19 protein-coding genes and 3 pseudogenes are annotated in these 16225 nt (G+C 67.9%); 8 read left to right on the top strand and 14 right to left on the bottom strand.

Going from position 1 to position 16225, the window contains the following annotated elements:
* Positions 1-14 precede the first annotated feature (14 nt).
* Together E1294_RS17840 and E1294_RS17835 are read right to left on the bottom strand one after the other, a co-directional pair.
* Positions 15-869, bottom strand: a complete 855-nt coding sequence (locus tag E1294_RS17840; protein ID WP_132509648.1) for an NmrA family NAD(P)-binding protein — start codon at positions 867-869, stop codon at positions 15-17.
* A 62-nt stretch (positions 870-931) separates the two neighbouring features.
* Positions 932-2350, bottom strand: a complete 1419-nt coding sequence (locus tag E1294_RS17835; RefSeq protein WP_220447797.1) for an MFS transporter — start codon at positions 2348-2350, stop codon at positions 932-934.
* 151 nt (positions 2351-2501) lie between these two features.
* Between E1294_RS17835 and E1294_RS17830 the strand changes: the two genes are divergently transcribed.
* Positions 2502-3116 (top strand): TetR/AcrR family transcriptional regulator, encoded by a 615-nt coding sequence (locus tag E1294_RS17830; protein WP_132509647.1) that lies wholly within the window; start codon positions 2502-2504, stop codon positions 3114-3116.
* A gap of 318 nt (positions 3117-3434) precedes the next feature.
* Here E1294_RS17830 and E1294_RS58085 read toward each other — a convergent pair.
* The 9 genes and pseudogenes from E1294_RS58085 to E1294_RS17790 form a co-directional block, all read right to left on the bottom strand.
* Positions 3435-3545, bottom strand: a pseudogene (locus tag E1294_RS58085) (pentapeptide repeat-containing protein); the annotation flags it as partial.
* 19 nt (positions 3546-3564) lie between these two features.
* Positions 3565-4389 (bottom strand): annotated as a pseudogene (locus E1294_RS17820) (transposase).
* Between the two features lie 92 nt (positions 4390-4481).
* Positions 4482-4619: a hypothetical protein gene (locus tag E1294_RS52770; RefSeq protein ID WP_165977348.1), complete on the bottom strand. Its 138-nt coding sequence runs from the start codon at positions 4617-4619 to the stop codon at positions 4482-4484.
* A 51-nt stretch (positions 4620-4670) separates the two neighbouring features.
* Positions 4671-5168: a transmembrane transport protein gene (locus E1294_RS17815; protein WP_132509646.1), complete on the bottom strand. Its 498-nt coding sequence runs from the start codon at positions 5166-5168 to the stop codon at positions 4671-4673.
* Positions 5165-5632 carry an RNA polymerase sigma factor gene (locus tag E1294_RS17810; RefSeq protein ID WP_246083083.1) on the bottom strand — a complete coding sequence of 156 codons (468 nt, stop codon included), beginning with the start codon at positions 5630-5632 and terminating at the stop codon, positions 5165-5167. Before E1294_RS17810 ends, E1294_RS17815 begins: the two co-directional genes overlap by 4 nt.
* 892 nt (positions 5633-6524) lie before the next feature.
* Positions 6525-6809, bottom strand: a complete 285-nt coding sequence (locus tag E1294_RS17805; protein ID WP_132509645.1) for a hypothetical protein — start codon at positions 6807-6809, stop codon at positions 6525-6527.
* Between the two features lie 309 nt (positions 6810-7118).
* Positions 7119-7471 (bottom strand): annotated as a pseudogene (locus tag E1294_RS17800) (ISL3 family transposase); the annotation flags it as partial.
* Between the two features lie 166 nt (positions 7472-7637).
* Positions 7638-8114, bottom strand: coding sequence for a nitroreductase/quinone reductase family protein (locus E1294_RS17795; protein WP_132509644.1), 477 nt, complete (start codon positions 8112-8114; stop codon positions 7638-7640).
* Complete coding sequence (locus E1294_RS17790) at positions 8111-8890, bottom strand: glucose 1-dehydrogenase (protein WP_132509643.1); 780 nt, start codon at positions 8888-8890, stop codon at positions 8111-8113. Before E1294_RS17790 ends, E1294_RS17795 begins: the two co-directional genes overlap by 4 nt.
* Before the next feature lie 143 nt (positions 8891-9033).
* Here E1294_RS17790 and E1294_RS17785 point away from each other — a divergent pair, with 143 nt between their 5' ends.
* The 3 genes from E1294_RS17785 (at position 9034) to E1294_RS17775 (ending at position 11048) form a co-directional block, all read left to right on the top strand.
* Positions 9034-9681 carry a TetR/AcrR family transcriptional regulator gene (locus tag E1294_RS17785; protein WP_132509642.1) on the top strand — a complete coding sequence of 216 codons (648 nt, stop codon included), beginning with the start codon at positions 9034-9036 and terminating at the stop codon, positions 9679-9681.
* Between the two features lie 318 nt (positions 9682-9999).
* Positions 10000-10632, top strand: coding sequence for a carbonic anhydrase (locus E1294_RS17780; protein WP_132509641.1), 633 nt, complete (start codon positions 10000-10002; stop codon positions 10630-10632).
* A gap of 224 nt (positions 10633-10856) precedes the next feature.
* Entirely contained in the window at positions 10857-11048 is a 192-nt protein-coding gene (locus E1294_RS17775; protein WP_132509640.1) for a hypothetical protein, read from the top strand.
* 53 nt (positions 11049-11101) lie between these two features.
* Here the strand turns inward: E1294_RS17775 and E1294_RS17770 are convergent, their stop codons facing one another.
* Positions 11102-11491 carry a hypothetical protein gene (locus E1294_RS17770; protein ID WP_181958515.1) on the bottom strand — a complete coding sequence of 130 codons (390 nt, stop codon included), beginning with the start codon at positions 11489-11491 and terminating at the stop codon, positions 11102-11104.
* Positions 11492-11646: 155 nt separating this feature from the next.
* Between E1294_RS17770 and E1294_RS17765 the strand changes: the two genes are divergently transcribed.
* From E1294_RS17765 to E1294_RS54585, 4 genes are all read left to right on the top strand, one after another.
* Positions 11647-12045 (top strand): MerR family transcriptional regulator, encoded by a 399-nt coding sequence (locus E1294_RS17765; protein WP_132509639.1) that lies wholly within the window; start codon positions 11647-11649, stop codon positions 12043-12045.
* 440 nt (positions 12046-12485) lie between these two features.
* Complete coding sequence (locus E1294_RS17760) at positions 12486-13901, top strand: SulP family inorganic anion transporter (RefSeq protein ID WP_425465211.1); 1416 nt, start codon at positions 12486-12488, stop codon at positions 13899-13901.
* A gap of 75 nt (positions 13902-13976) precedes the next feature.
* Positions 13977-14267: a hypothetical protein gene (locus E1294_RS17755; protein ID WP_132509637.1), complete on the top strand. Its 291-nt coding sequence runs from the start codon at positions 13977-13979 to the stop codon at positions 14265-14267.
* A gap of 277 nt (positions 14268-14544) precedes the next feature.
* Positions 14545-15186: a helicase domain-containing protein gene (locus E1294_RS54585; RefSeq protein WP_220447796.1), complete on the top strand. Its 642-nt coding sequence runs from the start codon at positions 14545-14547 to the stop codon at positions 15184-15186.
* A 270-nt stretch (positions 15187-15456) separates the two neighbouring features.
* Here the strand turns inward: E1294_RS54585 and E1294_RS17745 are convergent, their stop codons facing one another.
* Together E1294_RS17745 and E1294_RS17740 are read right to left on the bottom strand one after the other, a co-directional pair.
* The gene (locus E1294_RS17745) at positions 15457-15582 is read right to left on the bottom strand and encodes a DUF2637 domain-containing protein (protein WP_132509636.1); all 126 of its coding nucleotides are present in this window, start codon (positions 15580-15582) and stop codon (positions 15457-15459) included.
* 269 nt (positions 15583-15851) lie between these two features.
* On the bottom strand, positions 15852-16223 hold the full coding sequence (locus E1294_RS17740) for a sugar phosphate isomerase family (RefSeq protein ID WP_132509635.1): 372 nt from the start codon (positions 16221-16223) through the stop codon (positions 15852-15854).
* Between the last annotated feature and the right edge of the window lie 2 nt (positions 16224-16225).

Here is a 16225-nt window from a genome sequence, read left to right as displayed (position 1 = left end):
GTCCGTCCGGGGTGTCACGCCGGGCGGAACGCGGGGGCGAAGTCGCGGGCGAAGTCGGTGATGTCGCGCGCGGGGCGTCCGGTGAGATCGGGGACGGACGTGTGCACATCGGCGGCCTCGCCCCTGGCGTAGTGGGCGTAGTCCTCGACCAGGCCGTCGAGCTGCCAAGGCGGAAGGATCCCGGTCAGTGCGGCGGTGAACTGGTCGGCGGGTGCGTCATGGAAGGTGATGTCCCGTCCGGTGGCCGCGGTCAGCGCGTGGGCGATCTGGCCGTGGGTCACGGCGCGGGGCCCTGTCAGGGTGTAGATCTGGCCGGTGTGCCCCGTGCCGGTCAGGACGACCGCGGCCGTCTCCGCGATATCCCTGGTGTCGATTGCGCTGACGGCGGCGTCGGCGACGGGCGCGGCGAACCAGCCCTGGGCGATGGTGCCGGCGAAGCCGAACAGCGCCTGCAGGTAGAGGTTGGGGCGCAGCACGGTGTGGTCGAGGCCGAGCCGCAGGAGGTGTGCTTCGACTTCGGCGTGCCAGCGCAGGAACCGGACCGGGGAGCCGGCGTGTGCCGCGTACTGGGAGAGCAGCACGAGCCGGTTCAGGCCGACGTCGCGGGCGGAATCGGCGAACTGGATCTGGAGGGCGGCGGCGTCGGGTTCGGAGGGGCTGTTGAGGAACGCCGCGTCGACGCCTTTCAACGCGGCGGCGACCGATGCCCGGTCCCGCAGGTCGGCGACGACGTTCTGGACGCCGGGGACGGGACGGTCGGGGTTGCGGATCATGGCGCGGACGGTGACGTCGCGGGCCTGCAGGGCGGGAATCAAGGCGGATCCCACGGTTCCGGTCGCTCCGGTAACGAGGACGGTCGGGCTTTTCATCACGGTGTTCCTTCCTGTGGTTTCGCCAGGGCCTGTTCCTCGGCGGGGGTGGTGGTCCCGGGTCAGCGCGTCCCCGCGGAGGCGGGGGCCGGCCGGGTCTTGGCGGTGGGGACGAGCGACAGCGCGAGGGCGATGAGGATGAGCGCGGCCTGCCCCAGGAACGCGGTCGTGAACGCGATGTCCTCCTCGGCTCCCGCGGCGCCGATGGCGATCCCGGCCAGGGCCGCGAGCCCGACCGCGCCGCCCAGTTGCTGTGCGGCGTTGACCAGCCCGCTGAGCAGCCCCGATTCGCCTTCGGCGCTGTCGTGCACCGCCATCGCGGTGGCGTTGACGGCGCCGAGCCCGAGGCCGGCGCCGATCACCACGAACGCGCCCAGCAGAGTGAGGGAGAAGCCGCCGGCCGTCCGGTCCAGCGCCAGCCACACGAAGCCGGTGAGCAGCACGACGAGGGCGACCGGCAGCGCGCGGGCCAGCCCGATGCGCTTGGCCAGCGGCGGCGCGGCGGCACTGCCCACGATGATCATGACGGCGATGGGGAGCTGGGCCATCCCGGCCGCCAGCGGGCTCATCCCGAGTACCTCCTGCTGGTACTGCGGCAGGAAGAAGAACAGGCTCGTCAGCGTGCCGCCGATCAGCAGCACCACCACGTTCGCCAGGACCACCGGCCTTCTGCGGAAGACGCCGAGGGGGACCAGCGGGTGCGCGGAGCGTCGCTCGACCTTCACGAACGCGGCCAGGGCGGCGAGGCCGACCGCGAGACCGGCGACGGTGCCGGGCGCGTCCCATCCGGCCTCTGAGGCCGAGACCATGCCTAGCGCGAGGGCGGAGATCGCGATGGTGATGGTGATGGCGCCGGGCAGGTCGAACCGGCCGGGCCTGCCCGGGGCTGGCGGCGCCGAGCGCCACACGATGATCGCCCCGATGAGGCCGAACGGCACCGGGGTCACGAACACGGCCTGCCAGCCGAGCATCTCGGTCAGCGTTCCGCCGAGGAAGACACCGACGAGGCTGCCGGCACCCGCGACGGCGCCCCAGATGCCCATCGCACGCGTGCGTTCCCCGGACGAGGAGTACAGGGCGAGGACGAGCGAGAGCGCGGCCGGTATCACGACCGCGGCCCCGATTCCCTGCCCGATCCGCCCGGCGATCAGCATGGCGCCGCTGGTGGCCAGCGCGCACCAGGCCGAGGCCGCGAGGTAGACGGCCATCCCGGACAGGAACACCTTCCGGCCGCCGAGCACGTCGGCAAGACGGCCGCCGAGCAGCAGCAGACCGGCGAACGCCATCAGGTAGCCGCCCACCACGATCGTGAGCTCGGCGGCAGTGAGCGCCAGTCCCTCGCGGATCGTCGGCCCGGCGAGGTTGACCATGGCGGCGTCCAGGATGACCAGGAACATGGCCGTCGCCAGGCCGGCCATCGCCACTCCACGCGGCGCCTTCGGGCGGCCGTCCGCCCTGGGGTGCGCTACTCCGTTGCCCATCACTCGGCCTCCTTCGTCTAGAGCGGTGCTCTCTTTTGTTATATCTTCTAACATCGTGGAGCATCTATCACGATCGCGTTCTATGTCAAGAGGCGCTTGAAGTGCTAGCGTTTGCGGAAGCTCATTCGTGGACGTGGAGTGGAGGTCCGTGATGGCCACAGGACAGCGCCGGAGCTCGATGCGAGAGCGCTTCCGCGAGCAGGTACGGGAGGACGTGAAGGCCGTCGCCCTCGAGCAATTGGCCGAGGGCGGGGCCCAGACGATCTCGCTCAACGCCATCGCCAAGCAGCTCGGGGTCTCCGGCCCTGCCCTGTACCGCTACTACGCCAACCGCGACGAGTTGCTCAACGAACTAGTGATCGACGCCTACCACGACCTGCGCGACGCGCTGGCCCGCGCGGCCGCCGGCAGCGCCCACGTCCGCCGTCCCGAGCAGCGGATGCGCGAGTTGGCCCACGCCTACCGCCAATGGGCACGCGAGCATCCGCACCGTTACGAGCTGCTGTTCAGGCCACCGTTCCCCGGCTACGACGCGCACGCCGAGCCGATCGCCGAGGCCGCCTCGACACTCATGCTCCCCGTACTCGGCGTCCTGGACGGCAACGAAGACGACGACGTCCAGTACGTCGTGCGCGTGTGGTCACGCATGCACGGCATCGTCAGCCTCGAACTGGGCGGCGCCTACACCGCGATGCACATCGACGCCGACGCGCTGTACACCGATGAGATCCAAACGATCACCGAGCGCTACCACCGCAAGCCATGAGGCTCTGGATGGGGTCGATGTGCTGGTCAACCACCGAGAGGTGCGTGGCCGGAGCGGACCTGGTGATCCCCAAGGGTGATGTTCCCGGAGCTCTTCTCCGACGGCCCAGTTTGTCCATTTTCGGGCGCGGAGCCTGAGAGCGGCGGTTCTGGCTCAAGTGGCCAGGGCATCGCGTCCGGCCAGAGGACTGTGTTCACCGTTTGCCCACAGGCGGGATCGGTTTCAGCGTGATCCGGCGCCGGGTCGAGCGCCGTCCCGACAGGTTCAGGAGCCGATTGGCGCATCAGTGGTGACCGCAGCGTCGCCAGTGGCCCACGGCTACTTCAAATTCGCTGATGGTTGATGTTGGTGCTGGTCATGCGGGATACCGAGTGCCCCGCGCATGTCTGCCCAGCTGAGGCGGGCACCACGCAGGTCAGCGCGGACTAGGGCCTGTCTGAAGTCGAGATCACTGGAGGCTGCGCATCCAGATCACTGCTCCTCGCAGATGGAGGCCGGCGAGGTAGCTCTGGGATGTCTTGTCGTGGCGGGTCGCGATGCCGCGCCACGCTTTCAGCTTGTTGATCAGGCGTTCGACAGTGTTGCGATCTTTGTAGAGCGCGGCGTCGTGGCTGACCGGGCGCCCTCCGGCGCTTCTTGCCCAGGACCGGGACGAACCGGGGGCTGTCGGCGGCCTGCCCCTCGGTCAGGATGAAGGAGAGCGGGCGACAGCGCGGATCGGAAGCGAGGTGGACCTTGGTGGTCAGGCCGCCACGCGACCGGCCCAACAGGGCCTCCTTGAGACGGGCCCGGTGTCATCGCCGGAGGCGCCACCGTTCCTCCCGGTCAGGGTCGGACGTGTCCTGTACACCTCCGACCTGCGGCTTTCGTTCCCTCTCGCGGCCCCCTTTGACGCCTCGGCGGCCTTCTCCAGGGACGACAAGACCTCCTCCCCAACTCGCATGCCCGCGGCGTCGTGATGACCAGGGGCGACCGTAGAGTCCACGCTGACCAGGGACAAGTCCGTCTGACCCCGCTGGGCCGCCTCGGCGATCATCCCGTCCATCAGGGCCTGGAAGACGCCTGTGTCACGCCACCGGACGAAGCGGTCGTAGACGGTCTGCCAGACCCCGAACTCCGCCGGCATCTCCCGCCACTGGGCACCCGAGCGGAACTTCCAGATCACGCCCTCGAACTGCTCCCGCAGATGCTCTGGATACGGGCCGAACCTACCCACTGGCAGGAACGGTTCGATCAACTCCCACTCGTCGTCCGTGAGTTCCCTACGAGCCATCCCCGACCTCTGCCAGCTGTCCTGTGTCACTGAATTCTTGGGCGTGTGTCACCGAGGCCCCAGCGGTGGAGCCTCGGCTCTGGGGCGCAAGCTCAGGTCAGGAGCAGGCCGACGCCGATCAGCAGGGCGGTACAGGCCAGGGCCGCGACGACCAGGACGGTGCGCCTGCTTGCACCGCTGAGACTGAGCGCGAGGGCCACCGGGCCGATCGGAGCAGTCTTGTTATCCATGTCTGTCTCCTTCATGATCTGGGTGATCTTGGCTTGGGTGAATTCGGTTGCTCAGGGGGCCTCTTGCCGCAAGGCATCCCGCAGACGCAGTAGTTCGCGGCGGCGGCGCCGCGCCCGTACCAGGGCAAGCACCGCGGCGGCGGTGAAGACGACCCCGCCCGCGGCGGTGGCCACCAGGTCGGCGGTGCTGCCGCGGGCTGCAGCCAGCGCCACCCCGCCCGCGGCGGTCACCACGGTCGCCGCCAGCGCGATCCGGGCCGACAGCACCCGGTCCTGGGCGAAAAGCGGCCGACGCCTGCTCAGCACCCAGCCGGCGAAGAAGGCCCAGGCCAGCCCGATGGCGATCAATCCGGCGAAGACGGCCTGAGTACGCGTCGGCAGAGTATTCGGCTCGGTCGCCCACAGCACCGCGATCACGGCCGCGCCGCATCCCCCAGCCAGGCCCACTGCCACGTGGCGCAGCCGGGAGCGCAGCGACACCTCCGTGGCCAGCACGCGCTCCAGCTGCTCGGGCACCGCCCGCTGCGCTGCGCGGTTCCGCTCGCTCATGCCTCGTATCCCTTCTCGGCAAGGTGGTTGCGCAGCAGGTGCCGGGCGCGGTGCAGCCTGCTCTTGACCGTGCCGGCCGGTACGCCGAGCACCTCCGAACAAGTGGCCAGCGGCAGGTCCTCCAGATGGAAGAGGATCAGTACCTCGCGCTCCAAGGGCGGCAGAGCAGCAAGACCTGCCTCGATCTGCATCGTGGTGAGTACCCCGCTGAGCTCGTCGTCGGCGACGACAGTCGTGGCTTCCTCCATGGCCGTCTCCGGCGCCCTGTACGTCTGCCGCAGATGGTCTGTGACCGTGCGCCTGGCGATGGTGAACAGCCACGGGGCGAACCGCTCCGGCTGCCGCAACCGCGGCAGACCGCGCACCACAGCGACCCACGCCTCCTGAGCAAGATCGTCCGCGAGGTGCGGAGAGCCGACCATGCCCCGGACATAGCGCCACAGCGGGGTGTGCCAGATGGCCACCAGTTCGCGGAACGCCTCCGCTCCCCAAGCTGACAGCGCACCACCAGCAACCCTTCGTTGCCCACCACACCTCCCTCTGCACCGTCCGTCACACAGACAGTCGGCATTCCGAGCGGAAAGGTTCACAAAATCCTGAGGATCCAGTCGAAGCGCCGGTCGGAAGAGGGATCTCACCCCTTGATCACGACTTAAGACACGCCCTAGCCGCAATGCCGGTTAGTTAGCGGGCCAGGTGGTAACGGAAGTGGACGACTCTTGAGCTGACGGTGCACATCTCGACGAGTTCGACATCCACCCGGGACTCGCGCTGGGAAAGAACGGAATGCCACCGCCAACCAGCGCTGGTTCCTCGACGCCGACCGACGCATGTGACGAGGAGATCGACGAGTACGCGGCGCGCCCTGGACGAGGCTCGGGAGGCACTGGCCGGCCTTGGGGTCTGATCGGAAGCCATACGGAAGACAGCGCATGGGCCACGGCGGACTGCAGGTACGACTGTGGCTGGCCGACGCCCGCGACGCCGGGCTGATGTTGCTGCCCCCTCATCAGGGCTGGCAGGCGGCGCTCCTGGCGGCCGACGTGATCGTGGGCGACCACGGATCGGTCACCTTCTACGGAACAGCTCTGGGTCGTCCCACCCTGCTCGCGTCTTCCGGCCGCGAAGCGTTGGAACTGGATCCTGCCTCCCCCACCGCCGCGCTGTGCCGCAAGCTGCCCCGGCTCGGCCCGCGCCAGAACCTGCGACGACAGCTCGACATGACCATGACCGCACGCCGGACGTACGACGAGGCGGCGAGGCGGACACTGGGCATGGCCGGGCAGGCCGAGGATCTGCTGCGCCGCCTGGCGTACCGACTGATGAGCCTTCCGGAACGCCGGGCCCTCGCCACCGTCACGCCGCTGCCCCGAACCGCGGGCGGAACGCGACGACGTGCTCGCCTTCCTCGTGGAGACCGAGGTCGGCGACGGCCGGGTCCACGTGCGCCGCTTCCCCATCACCCCCGAGCACACCCCGGACGATCAGGTACGCGAGCTGCATCTCGTCGTGGACGCCGACATCCTGTACAGGCGACTCCTGCCGAGCGCGGCGATCATCGTCGGCCGGGACCCCGCAGGCTGGGCCGAGGAGACCTTGCGACGCCATCCAGGCTGCTACCTGGCAGCCGAGATCGTCCACGCGGAGCTGATCCGCTTGACGCTGCGGGATGGGCGAAGGTTCCAGGTGTCCCCGGCATCCTCCGCTCGGGGCGATCCCCTTGATCCACGCTGTCTCGCCTCCGCCGTGTACGGATGGCTGACGACCGGCCGAGAGCCGGAAGACATCGCCCTTCAGATGGGTGGCCGGGAAGTCCTCATCAACGTCACCCCCCCCCCCGCTCCTTTTGAGGCCCCGTTCAGCTCGCAGCAGCCAGATGTGCCTGCGGGGCCCCGGCCTCCGGAGGTTGGCCGAGGCGAGGCGGATCGCGCCGGCCGACGCGTACAGGGTCAGCCCGCGGCGCGACAACCTGGCCCGCGGCTCAGCCGCCGGTGAGGTGTCCTGGCGCCACACGTGGCCGCAGCCACCGCATCGGTGCCGGCGGATCGTGACCAGCAGCGGCGTGGGCCGCCAGCCGAGCGGCTCGTGGGCCGGGCGCCGGGTCACGGTGTCCCGCGGGGTCCCTTCACAGCCGCAGCGGTGACACCAACGGTCGGGTTCGACGACCCGGCACGAGAGGACTGCGCGCTCGGGCTCGAGGCGCTGGCCGTGACGACGAGCCCAAGCTCGTCGAGGCGGCAGAAGGTTGTCGGATCGGGGTGGGCGAACGCATCCGAGTGCTCACCGACGGTGGCGTCGGGCACGTGGCGGTTCTTTCAAGATGAGCGTGCAGGAGCCTTTCCCCCTTTGGAAACCTCGACATCCATCTGTGACCGCCGCGCCGGCTACACCCTCATCTGGCGAAGAGCCGCTCTAGCCGCGACTACACCCCAGTCCCTGGGAGTAGGTCATCTGTCGAGGGATCCGCGATCACGGCCGATGGCGGAAGCTGATGCGCATCAGCCGACTGTCAGCCCAGTCTTCGAGCCGAGTCGGCCGGATGGTGCCGGGGTCGTGGGGTTGATTGAGATCCGCGACGATCTCGGCCAGCACGGCCTGACGTTCAGCTGGGTCGGTGACCGGCGTGGCCCGTGCAGGCAGATCGGCACGGATCCCGTTCTTGAGGTGGAAGGTGAAGTTGGGATGGGCGAGAAGGTTCGCATGCCAGTCGGTCGCGGCACCGCCGGCGCCGCTACACAGGTAGGTGGTGCCCGCAGCCCGGTAGAAGAAGATCTCGATGCGGCGTGGCCGGCCGGTGCGTCGCCCCAGCGTCGTGATGTCGATGATCCGTTCTCTGGTGCCCGCGGCGGGGGTGATCTCGATGGCTCGTCGGACGTGGTTGGGCAGGTGGGATGAAGACGCGTCCCGTGCGGAGTCGTTCGACCCGGTCGTGTCTGGAGTGCTCATGCGGTCTCGGTCTGAAGGGCGGGGCCGAGGAGGAGTCCACCGTCGATGACGTACTCCGACCCCGTGATGAACGACGCGTCCGATGACGTGAGGAACAGGAGAAGCCGGGTGACGTCAGTCGGCTCCCCGAGCCGGGGGATGGCGAACGGCTCGGGTGAGTAGAAGTCGGCGATTGCCGCGACTGCGCCAGCTGCTGGTTCGTGGATGAAGGAGGTCGCGATCACGCCGGGGTGGATGGTGTTCACCCGGATGTGGTCGCGGCCGAGCTCGAGTGCTGCCGTTTGGGTGAGGCCTCGCACGGCCCACTTGCTGGCGACGTACGGCGCGTAGTGAGCCGTGCCGCCCAGGCCCATGGTCGAGGCGATGTTGACGATGGCTCCGCCTGTTGCACGGCGCAGAGCGGGGGCTGCGACCTTGATGCCGAGGAAGGTCCCTGTGAGGTTGATGTCGAGGATGCGCGACCACGTGGCCTGCTCCGTGTCTTCGATTGTTGCAGGCGGGTTCTGCACGCCCGCGTTGTTGACGAGCACGTTCAGGGCGCCGAAGGCGCTCTCGGCGGCTAGCACAGCGGCGGACCACGCGCTCTCGTCGGTAACGTCAAGTCGGGTGAAGCGAGCGCGGGTCCCGAGCTCGCCGGCGAGAGCGGCGCCGCGTTCGGCGTCGATGTCGCCGATCACCACGTTCGCTCCCTCCGCGTGAAAGGCGCGTACGTGGCTCGAGCCCTGGCCGCCGGTCCCACCGGTCACGAGCACGGTCTGGTTGTCGAAGCGGGGCATCAGATGTTCCTTCGGTACGTGGGTGAATGACCGAGATCACCAGTGATGAACGGCGGCCAGTGGTGAGCCGGGCGACTCACCATCCCTGGACACTAGGTCGGCGGCAGTGGCGAGTCAAGCCACTCACCTCGTATACTCGGCCCATGAGCAGGGTCGTGACGACGTATCACCAGCGCGTCGCCCAGGAGAAGCGCGCGCTGATCGTGACGGCCGCGACCGCACTGTTTCTCGAGTTGGGCTACGACCGGACGTCGCTGGCGCGGATCGCAGAGCGCTCGGGCGTTTCGCGGGCCACCTTGTTCAAGCAGTTTCCGAGCAAGGCTGCCCTGTTCGACGCCATCGTGACCGAGTCCTGGTCGACCGCTGACGAGGAGGAGGATCCTCCGCCAGCAGGCAACGTCGTTGACGGGCTCAGCATCATCGGTCGCCGTTACGCCGAGCTGCTAGGCCGTGCCCAGATGACCGATCTGTTCAGGATCGTCATCGCTGAACTGCCGCGGTTCCCTGAGCTGGCCCATGCGCAGTTCTCGCACGGGAAGATGCCCTACTTCGAGTCCGTGCGCAGCTACCTCCTGGCTGAGCACGAGGCGGGAACGGTGCGGGTCGAGGACGTGGACCTCGCAGCCACCCAGTTCCTGGGCATGATCTCCAACTACGTCTTCTGGCCGACACTCCTAGTGCCGGGCTGGGAGGTGAGCGCCGAACGCGTCGCTCAGGTAGTCGACGAGGCCGTCCGCACCATCGCCGCCCGGTACGCCGCAACTGGACCAGGGCCGTCGACCCAGGGCTGAGTCCCACCGACCACGAATGAGTCCCACCGCGACAAGGAGCTGCTGCCTAAGCAATCGAGGCTGTCGGCCCCAAGGACGATCGCGAGGCACCCCCCGGGACGGACACCGAAGGAGGGGAGTGCCGATGTGTTGACCCAACTCGATCAGCCTGGCATCAGCACGGCCGACAAGAGTCTCAGCGGCGGACCCCAACGTCCACGGCTCCGCTCCGGGTGGAAACTCCCAAAGAGAGCATGAGGGGTGGCCCAGGACCCACAGGCCCATGCCCGCGGCTACACCGTCATCTGTGAAGAGCCTGATACCCAGTAGCCTGCGGCCATGACTGAGATCCTGACGCTGACGCCCGATGATGCCTTGGCGATGCTGCTGGAGGGCAACCAGCGGTTCATCGCCGGCGCGCCGGAGCACCCCAACCAAGATGCCGCCCGCCGGTCCGAGACCGCGCCGGCGCAGAGCCCGTTTGCGGTGCTGTTCGGGTGTTCCGATTCCCGGCTGGCCGCGGAGATCATCTTCGATCGGGGCCTGGGTGATCTGTTCGTGGTCCGCACGGCCGGGCACGTGGCCGGCACCGAGGTGCTGGGCAGCATCGAGTTCGGGGTGAGCGTGCTGGGCTGTCCGCTGGTGGTGGTCTTGGGCCATGAGTCGTGCGGGGCGATCGCGGCGGCCTGTGCCGCCGCCGATGGCGGCAGCACCCCGGCCGGGTTCGTCCGTGACGTCGTCGAGCGGGTGATGCCGAGCGTGCTGGCGGCCCGCGCCGCCGGACACGATCAGGGCGAGCAGATCCTGCATGAGCACATCCGGCACAGCGTCGACCTGCTGCTGGAGCGCTCTCGCGTGCTGGCCGAGCGGGTGGCCGATGGCCGCCTGGCGGTGGTGGGCCTGTCGTATCGGCTGGCCGACGGCAGTGCGCGGCTGGTCACCGCGCATGGCCTGAGCGGGGCTGCCGTCTAGATACGCGTCTGTATGGCGACCCCCGGATTGCCTGGGCGAGCAGGGCACTGCACGGGCTCATGAAAGTGCCGGGGGAAGCGCTGTTCTCGCGAGAGAACACTGAAGACGATGCCGCATAGGGTCGGCCTCCAAGACGTAGGGGCTGGTGAATCCAGCCGAACCTACCCTAACGTTAAGGTAGACTAAAGAGAGCGGCTTCGCCGCTTATCGCGCCAGGAGGGCCCATGAAGCGCTTCCGCATCACACTCGTTGATGACGGCGTTCTGTTCATCGCGGCCCACCGCAGCCGCGGAGACGGTTCGTCGGTGCTCTTCGAAAGGGTCGATGACAAGAGCGGACAATGGGTGGTCGTGAGCGACATTCACCGCGACAACATCGTCACTCTCGAAAGCCTCACTGACGCCTCGCAGGCATGACCGACGGTCTGGACACTGGGCACGCACGCGCCAGGGTGCAGGTCGGCGTTGCCCTACCGCTCTCCGATGAAGGACTCGGGCAGGATGCGCAGCGTGCCCGTCGTGCCGCCGTCAGCGCGCGGCTTGGCGGCGGCGGAGATGTAGGCGGCTGGGATCGGTTTGCCGTCGCGGGCCGTCTGCACCACCTCGGCGTCGCAGACCACGCAGAACGGACCGTGCCGCCATCCAACGATGGACACCTGTGTGCCCCGCGCGTACTGGGTCAGGGCCTGAGGGTGGAACTCGATGTCGGTGCCACCACAGGTGGCGCAGGTGTCCGGAACCGAATCTCGCAGCCAGTTCGCCTTGCAGGACTGGCAGGAGACGACGATCCCCTCGGCCGTACGGCTGCCGTTGAGGTCCTCGCTCTCGCCACATGACGGGCAGACGATCTGCCGAGCCATCGGCTGCTCCCTTCCCGACGTCGCCGCGAAAGCGGGGTATCGTCACCAGAACGCCTCGTGCACCTACGCACACAGCTTAAGTTAACGTAAGGGTAGGTTGCACGCTCAGGATATGGCGAAGCGGTGAGTGGCGGATACGAACAGCGGAGGAACGGATGTCGGAGGGTCTGGTGCAGATCGGCGAGGTGGCCGAGCGGCTCGGGCTGTCCTTGCGGACGATCCGGCACTACGAAGAGGTCGGCCTGGTGGTGCCCGAGCGCACACCCGGCGGCTTCCGCCTCTACAGTGAGACCGACATCGGCCGACTGGCCCTGGTGAAGCGGATGAAGCCGCTGGGGTTCAGCCTGGAGGAGATGCGCGACCTGCTGGACATCACCGACCGGCTGGCCGCCGGCGACACGGACCCCAGCCTGGCGGCCAGGCTGCAGATGTTCGAACGGGCGGTCGCCGACCGGGCCGACAAGCTCCGCGAGCAACTCGCCATGGCCAGGGAGTTCGCCGAGCAGCTGCGCCGCTCACGCCTGGACGCCGCCTCTGCGGCTTCTTCCCGGTGAGCACGATGAAGCGGTGAGAGGTTTCTCACCCGCCATTCTGCTCGACCGTACTCTCACGTCACGGTAGTTTATGTGGAGCTCGCCGCTGTCTGCGCGAGCTTGGCCGGGCATCCACGCGCATCGCGGGCGCCCGCAAGCCGACGGCGTTCTACCCGGGGGAATTCATCGTGCTCGTCCAGCCTGCCATTGATCCGCACCGCTGCGACAGCATCCGGTAACCCCTCATCCTTCCCTGACATGGCGGTGTCACCGCCATGTCACAGCGCTGCCACATTGCCGCGTCAGCCTGTCCTCGTAGCTCCATGCCCTCTGTTCGCGTCGTCGCTTCGCGCTGCGCGCCTGCCCTATGGATGGTTGTGTTGTCTTCTTCTGCTGTGGCCACGCGCCGCTTCCGTCTCCCGGACTTGCGGCATCTGACGCCCAAGGTGCTCCGCGTCGAGATGCTGTCCGGCCTGGTGGTCGCGCTGGCGTTGATTCCCGAGGCGATCTCCTTCTCCATCATCGCCGGGGTGGATCCGAGTATCGGGTTGTTCGCCTCGTTCACCATGGCCGTGGTGATCTCCCTTGTGGGCGGCCGATCCGCCATGATCTCCGCTGCGACCGGCGCGATCGCTCTCGTCGTAGCGCCGCTTTCCCGCGAGCATGGGCTGGGCTACCTGGTTGCGGCGGTCATTCTGGGCGGCATTTTCCAGGTCGTGCTGGGTGCGCTCGGTGTGGCCCGGCTAATGCGGTTCGTGCCCCGTAGCGTGATGGTCGGCTTCGTCAACGCGCTCGCGATCCTGATCTTCATGGCCCAGGTGCCCGAGCTCACCGGCGTGCCATGGCCGGTATATCCGCTGGTGATCGGTGGGCTGGCACTGATGGTGTTCTTCCCTCGCATCACCAAGGCGGTGCCCGCGCCGTTGGTGTCCATCGCCATCCTGACCGCCATCACACTCGGCGCCGGGCTGGCCGTGCCCACCGTGGGAGACAAGGGCGCCCTGCCGTCCTCACTGCCTGTCCCAGGCCTGCCCGACGTGCCCCTCGCCCTCGGCACGCTCGCCCTCATCGCCCCGTACGCGCTCGCGTTCGCGCTGGTCGGGCTGATGGAATCGCTGATGACCGCCAAGCTGGTCGACGACATCACCGACACCCACTCGAACAAGACGCGCGAGTCCATCGGCCAGGGCATCGCCAACATCGTCACCGGTGTCTTCGGCGGGATGGGCGGCTGCGCCATGATCGGCCAGACCATGATCAACGTGAAGAACGGCGCCCGCACCCGAATCTCCACCTTCTGCGCCGGCGTCTTCCTCATGATCCTTTGCATCGCCTTCGGGCCATGGGTGTCACAGATGCCCATGGCAGCCCTCGTCGCGGTGATGATCCTGGTGTCGGTCGGCACCTTCGACTGGCACTCCCTCGCGCCCGCCACCCTCAAGCGCATGCCGCACGGCGAGACCCTCGTCATGGTCGTCACCGTCGCCGTCGTGGTCGCCACCCACAACCTGGCCATCGGCGTCGTCGCCGGCAGTCTCACCGCCATGGTCGTCTTCGCCCGCCGCGTCGCTCACCTGGCCAACGTCACCGCCTGCCTCGACCCCGACGGCAAGCAGGTCGTCTACGCCGTCACCGGCGAACTCTTCTTCGCCTCCAGCAACGACCTGGTCTACCAGTTCAACTACGCCACCGACCCTGACGACGTGGTCATCGACCTGACCGACGCCCACATCTGGGACGCCTCCTCCGTCGCAGCCTTGGACGCGATCGAAACCAAGTACGCCGCCCGCGGCAAGAAGGTCACCATCGTCGGGCTCAACCAGCCGAGCGCCCACCTCCACGGCACCCTCGCGGGGCAGCTCACCGGCAGCCACTAGAAATCGGCTCGTGGAGACGGGAAGGCATCACGCAGGATGCTCCTATCGATCACGTTGAGACGAAGGAGAACCTTGATGTCTTCCTCCCCTGCTCTGCCCCTGCCGAGCATCATGCGTCCCGGCTCCGGAACCCTGCTGATCGACTCGGCATACGCGGGCGACCGCCACCGGCAACACGTGATGGCCCAGGCCATCGTCGACGAGTGGACGAGCATCGGCTGGCCGGAGGGTTCTCTCTCCTTGCGGTGCCATCTCAGCACAGACGGCGAAACGGTGCTCACCTACGCCGAGTGGAGCAGTGACGAGGCCCAGCGGGCGTACGCCAGCCGCCACCTGCGATCAAGCACGCCGCGGCCCAGCGTCTAACCCATGCCGTCTTCGTACAGATGGAACGCCGCGGCGAGGCCCCCGACGACCGGGTGCAGAATGCGGTTGCCCGATCCCTGCCCGTGAAACAGCTTCTTGACCAGGTCTGGCCGCCATCAAACCCGGGCAGGTACTGCACCGGCTCCTATCCGACCCCGGCCTTCTCGCCAAGGCCGCCCGCAAAGACCTCAAGCCAGACCAGCAGCAGCAGCTTCTGTGGGCCAAACCCTGCCGATCGTGGAAGTCTGCCAAGTGGACTGCCGCCGACACGCCGCTCTTGGACGAGTTGGCCAGCCTCATGGACCGTACCCCCACCTTCGGCCACATCGTGGTCGACGAGGCGCAAGACCTAGGCCCTATGCAGTGCCGCGCGCTCGCCCGGCGCGGCCACGGCGACTCCTTCACCGTACTCGGAGATCTCGCCCAAGGCACAGCCCCCTGCGCCGCCTCTGACTGGCCCACGCTGCTCGAGCACCTCGGACGTTCCGACGCCAGCCTGGCAATCCTCGACCGTGGCTTCCGTGTCCCGGCCCAGATCATCGGCTACGCCAACCGGCTGCTGCCCACCATAGACCCCACGCTGACCACGCCATCCTCGATCCGCCACACTCCAGGCAGCCTCAGTATTATGCACTGCAGCGAGGCCGACCTTCTGTCCGACATCGTCCAGGCCTGCCGACGGGCATCGAAAGGCGACGGCTCAGTGGGACTGATCGCCGCCGACCCGCACCTGCCCGACCTGCACGAGCGCCTGAGCGTCAAAGGACTCCAGACGACACTCCTGGACCGGGATCGCCAGGCCGCGTTCGGCCACGATGGCGAGCACAGCGTCGGCGATCTCGTTGCGCCGCTGCTCGTGATGCGCCCCTGGCCCGCGAACACGCCCGACTGCCACCCAAACGCCTTTCCGATGTGTTAGCACTGACTTGCCTGATCAGTGTAGCTGAGTGGAACACGATGCGACGCCCACCTATATGGGCCACGCCGACTGAGCCGTCCAGGCCACGGTTCTCAAGCGCCCACCGCCAGGCCGCCTTCTGGAGTTCCCGGCCATCACGGGTCCCGTCCTCGCAGGGCTCAGAAGACTCCATGCCAAGGGCGAGATCACCATCAACGCATTCCGCCGGCACCACCGCAGTATCCCCGGTCTCCGCATGACGATGCAGATCTGCGTACCGGATCTGCCGCATCAGCGTCTTGTACGCCCCGACCAAAGCACCACAGGCAGCGGGATCAGCGCCGCGGCCAGTGGGCTCTCTCCATGGGCCAGTGCAAGCTCATGCATGTGACGGAACGAGACCACCGCGGCGATCATCGAAGATCGCCTGCGTCCGGACGGCGGCGCGGGAGAATCGCACCTACGAGGTGTCCTTGAAACGGGCGGCTGGAAGCGTGAAGAACTCCCATCCTCCCAGTTCAAAGGGCACCTCACGCCATTTCCCGGACTTCGCCTCAAGATTCACGCCGTGGATCCAGGGTGAGGATGAAGAATCGGACTTCCATCGACGCACCCACTCCCGCTACAGGGTCGGCAGCAGGTGGTCCGGCGGTTAGCGTAGCCGCTCTTGCGCGCCCGTCGTCCGGCTACGTCCAGCGGCGGATCGCGTCGATCGTGGTCTCCGGCGAGGTGTTGAAGCAGAACCGGATGCCCGGCTCGGCCGTCACCAGTAGGTTGATCAGCCGCTCGAAGAGCACGGTGTGCTCCGGCAGCGCTCGTAGGCCGGCCCCGATCATGGCCAGGTCGAAGGGCCCGTCGAAGGACAGTCGCTCGCGTACGGCTTTCTCAGCTGCGTCCTGGTCGGTGCTGATGAGGCAAGGCACAGTGTCCAACCCCGCCGCGCGCAGCGCCGCCTCGCCCTGTTCGATGCGGGTGGCCATCGTCGCTTCGTCGAGGCCGGGGTGATCGGAGAGGTCGATGGCGCTTGGGTGCAGGCCGAGGGTCAAGATCTTGGTCATGT

This window comes from Nonomuraea diastatica (assembly GCF_004349015.1).
In the GTDB taxonomy this organism is placed as follows: Bacteria; Actinomycetota; Actinomycetes; order Streptosporangiales; family Streptosporangiaceae; genus Nonomuraea; species Nonomuraea diastatica.
The sequence above is the reverse complement of the archived record's forward strand: the minus strand, read 5'-3'. Positions and strand labels throughout refer to the sequence as shown.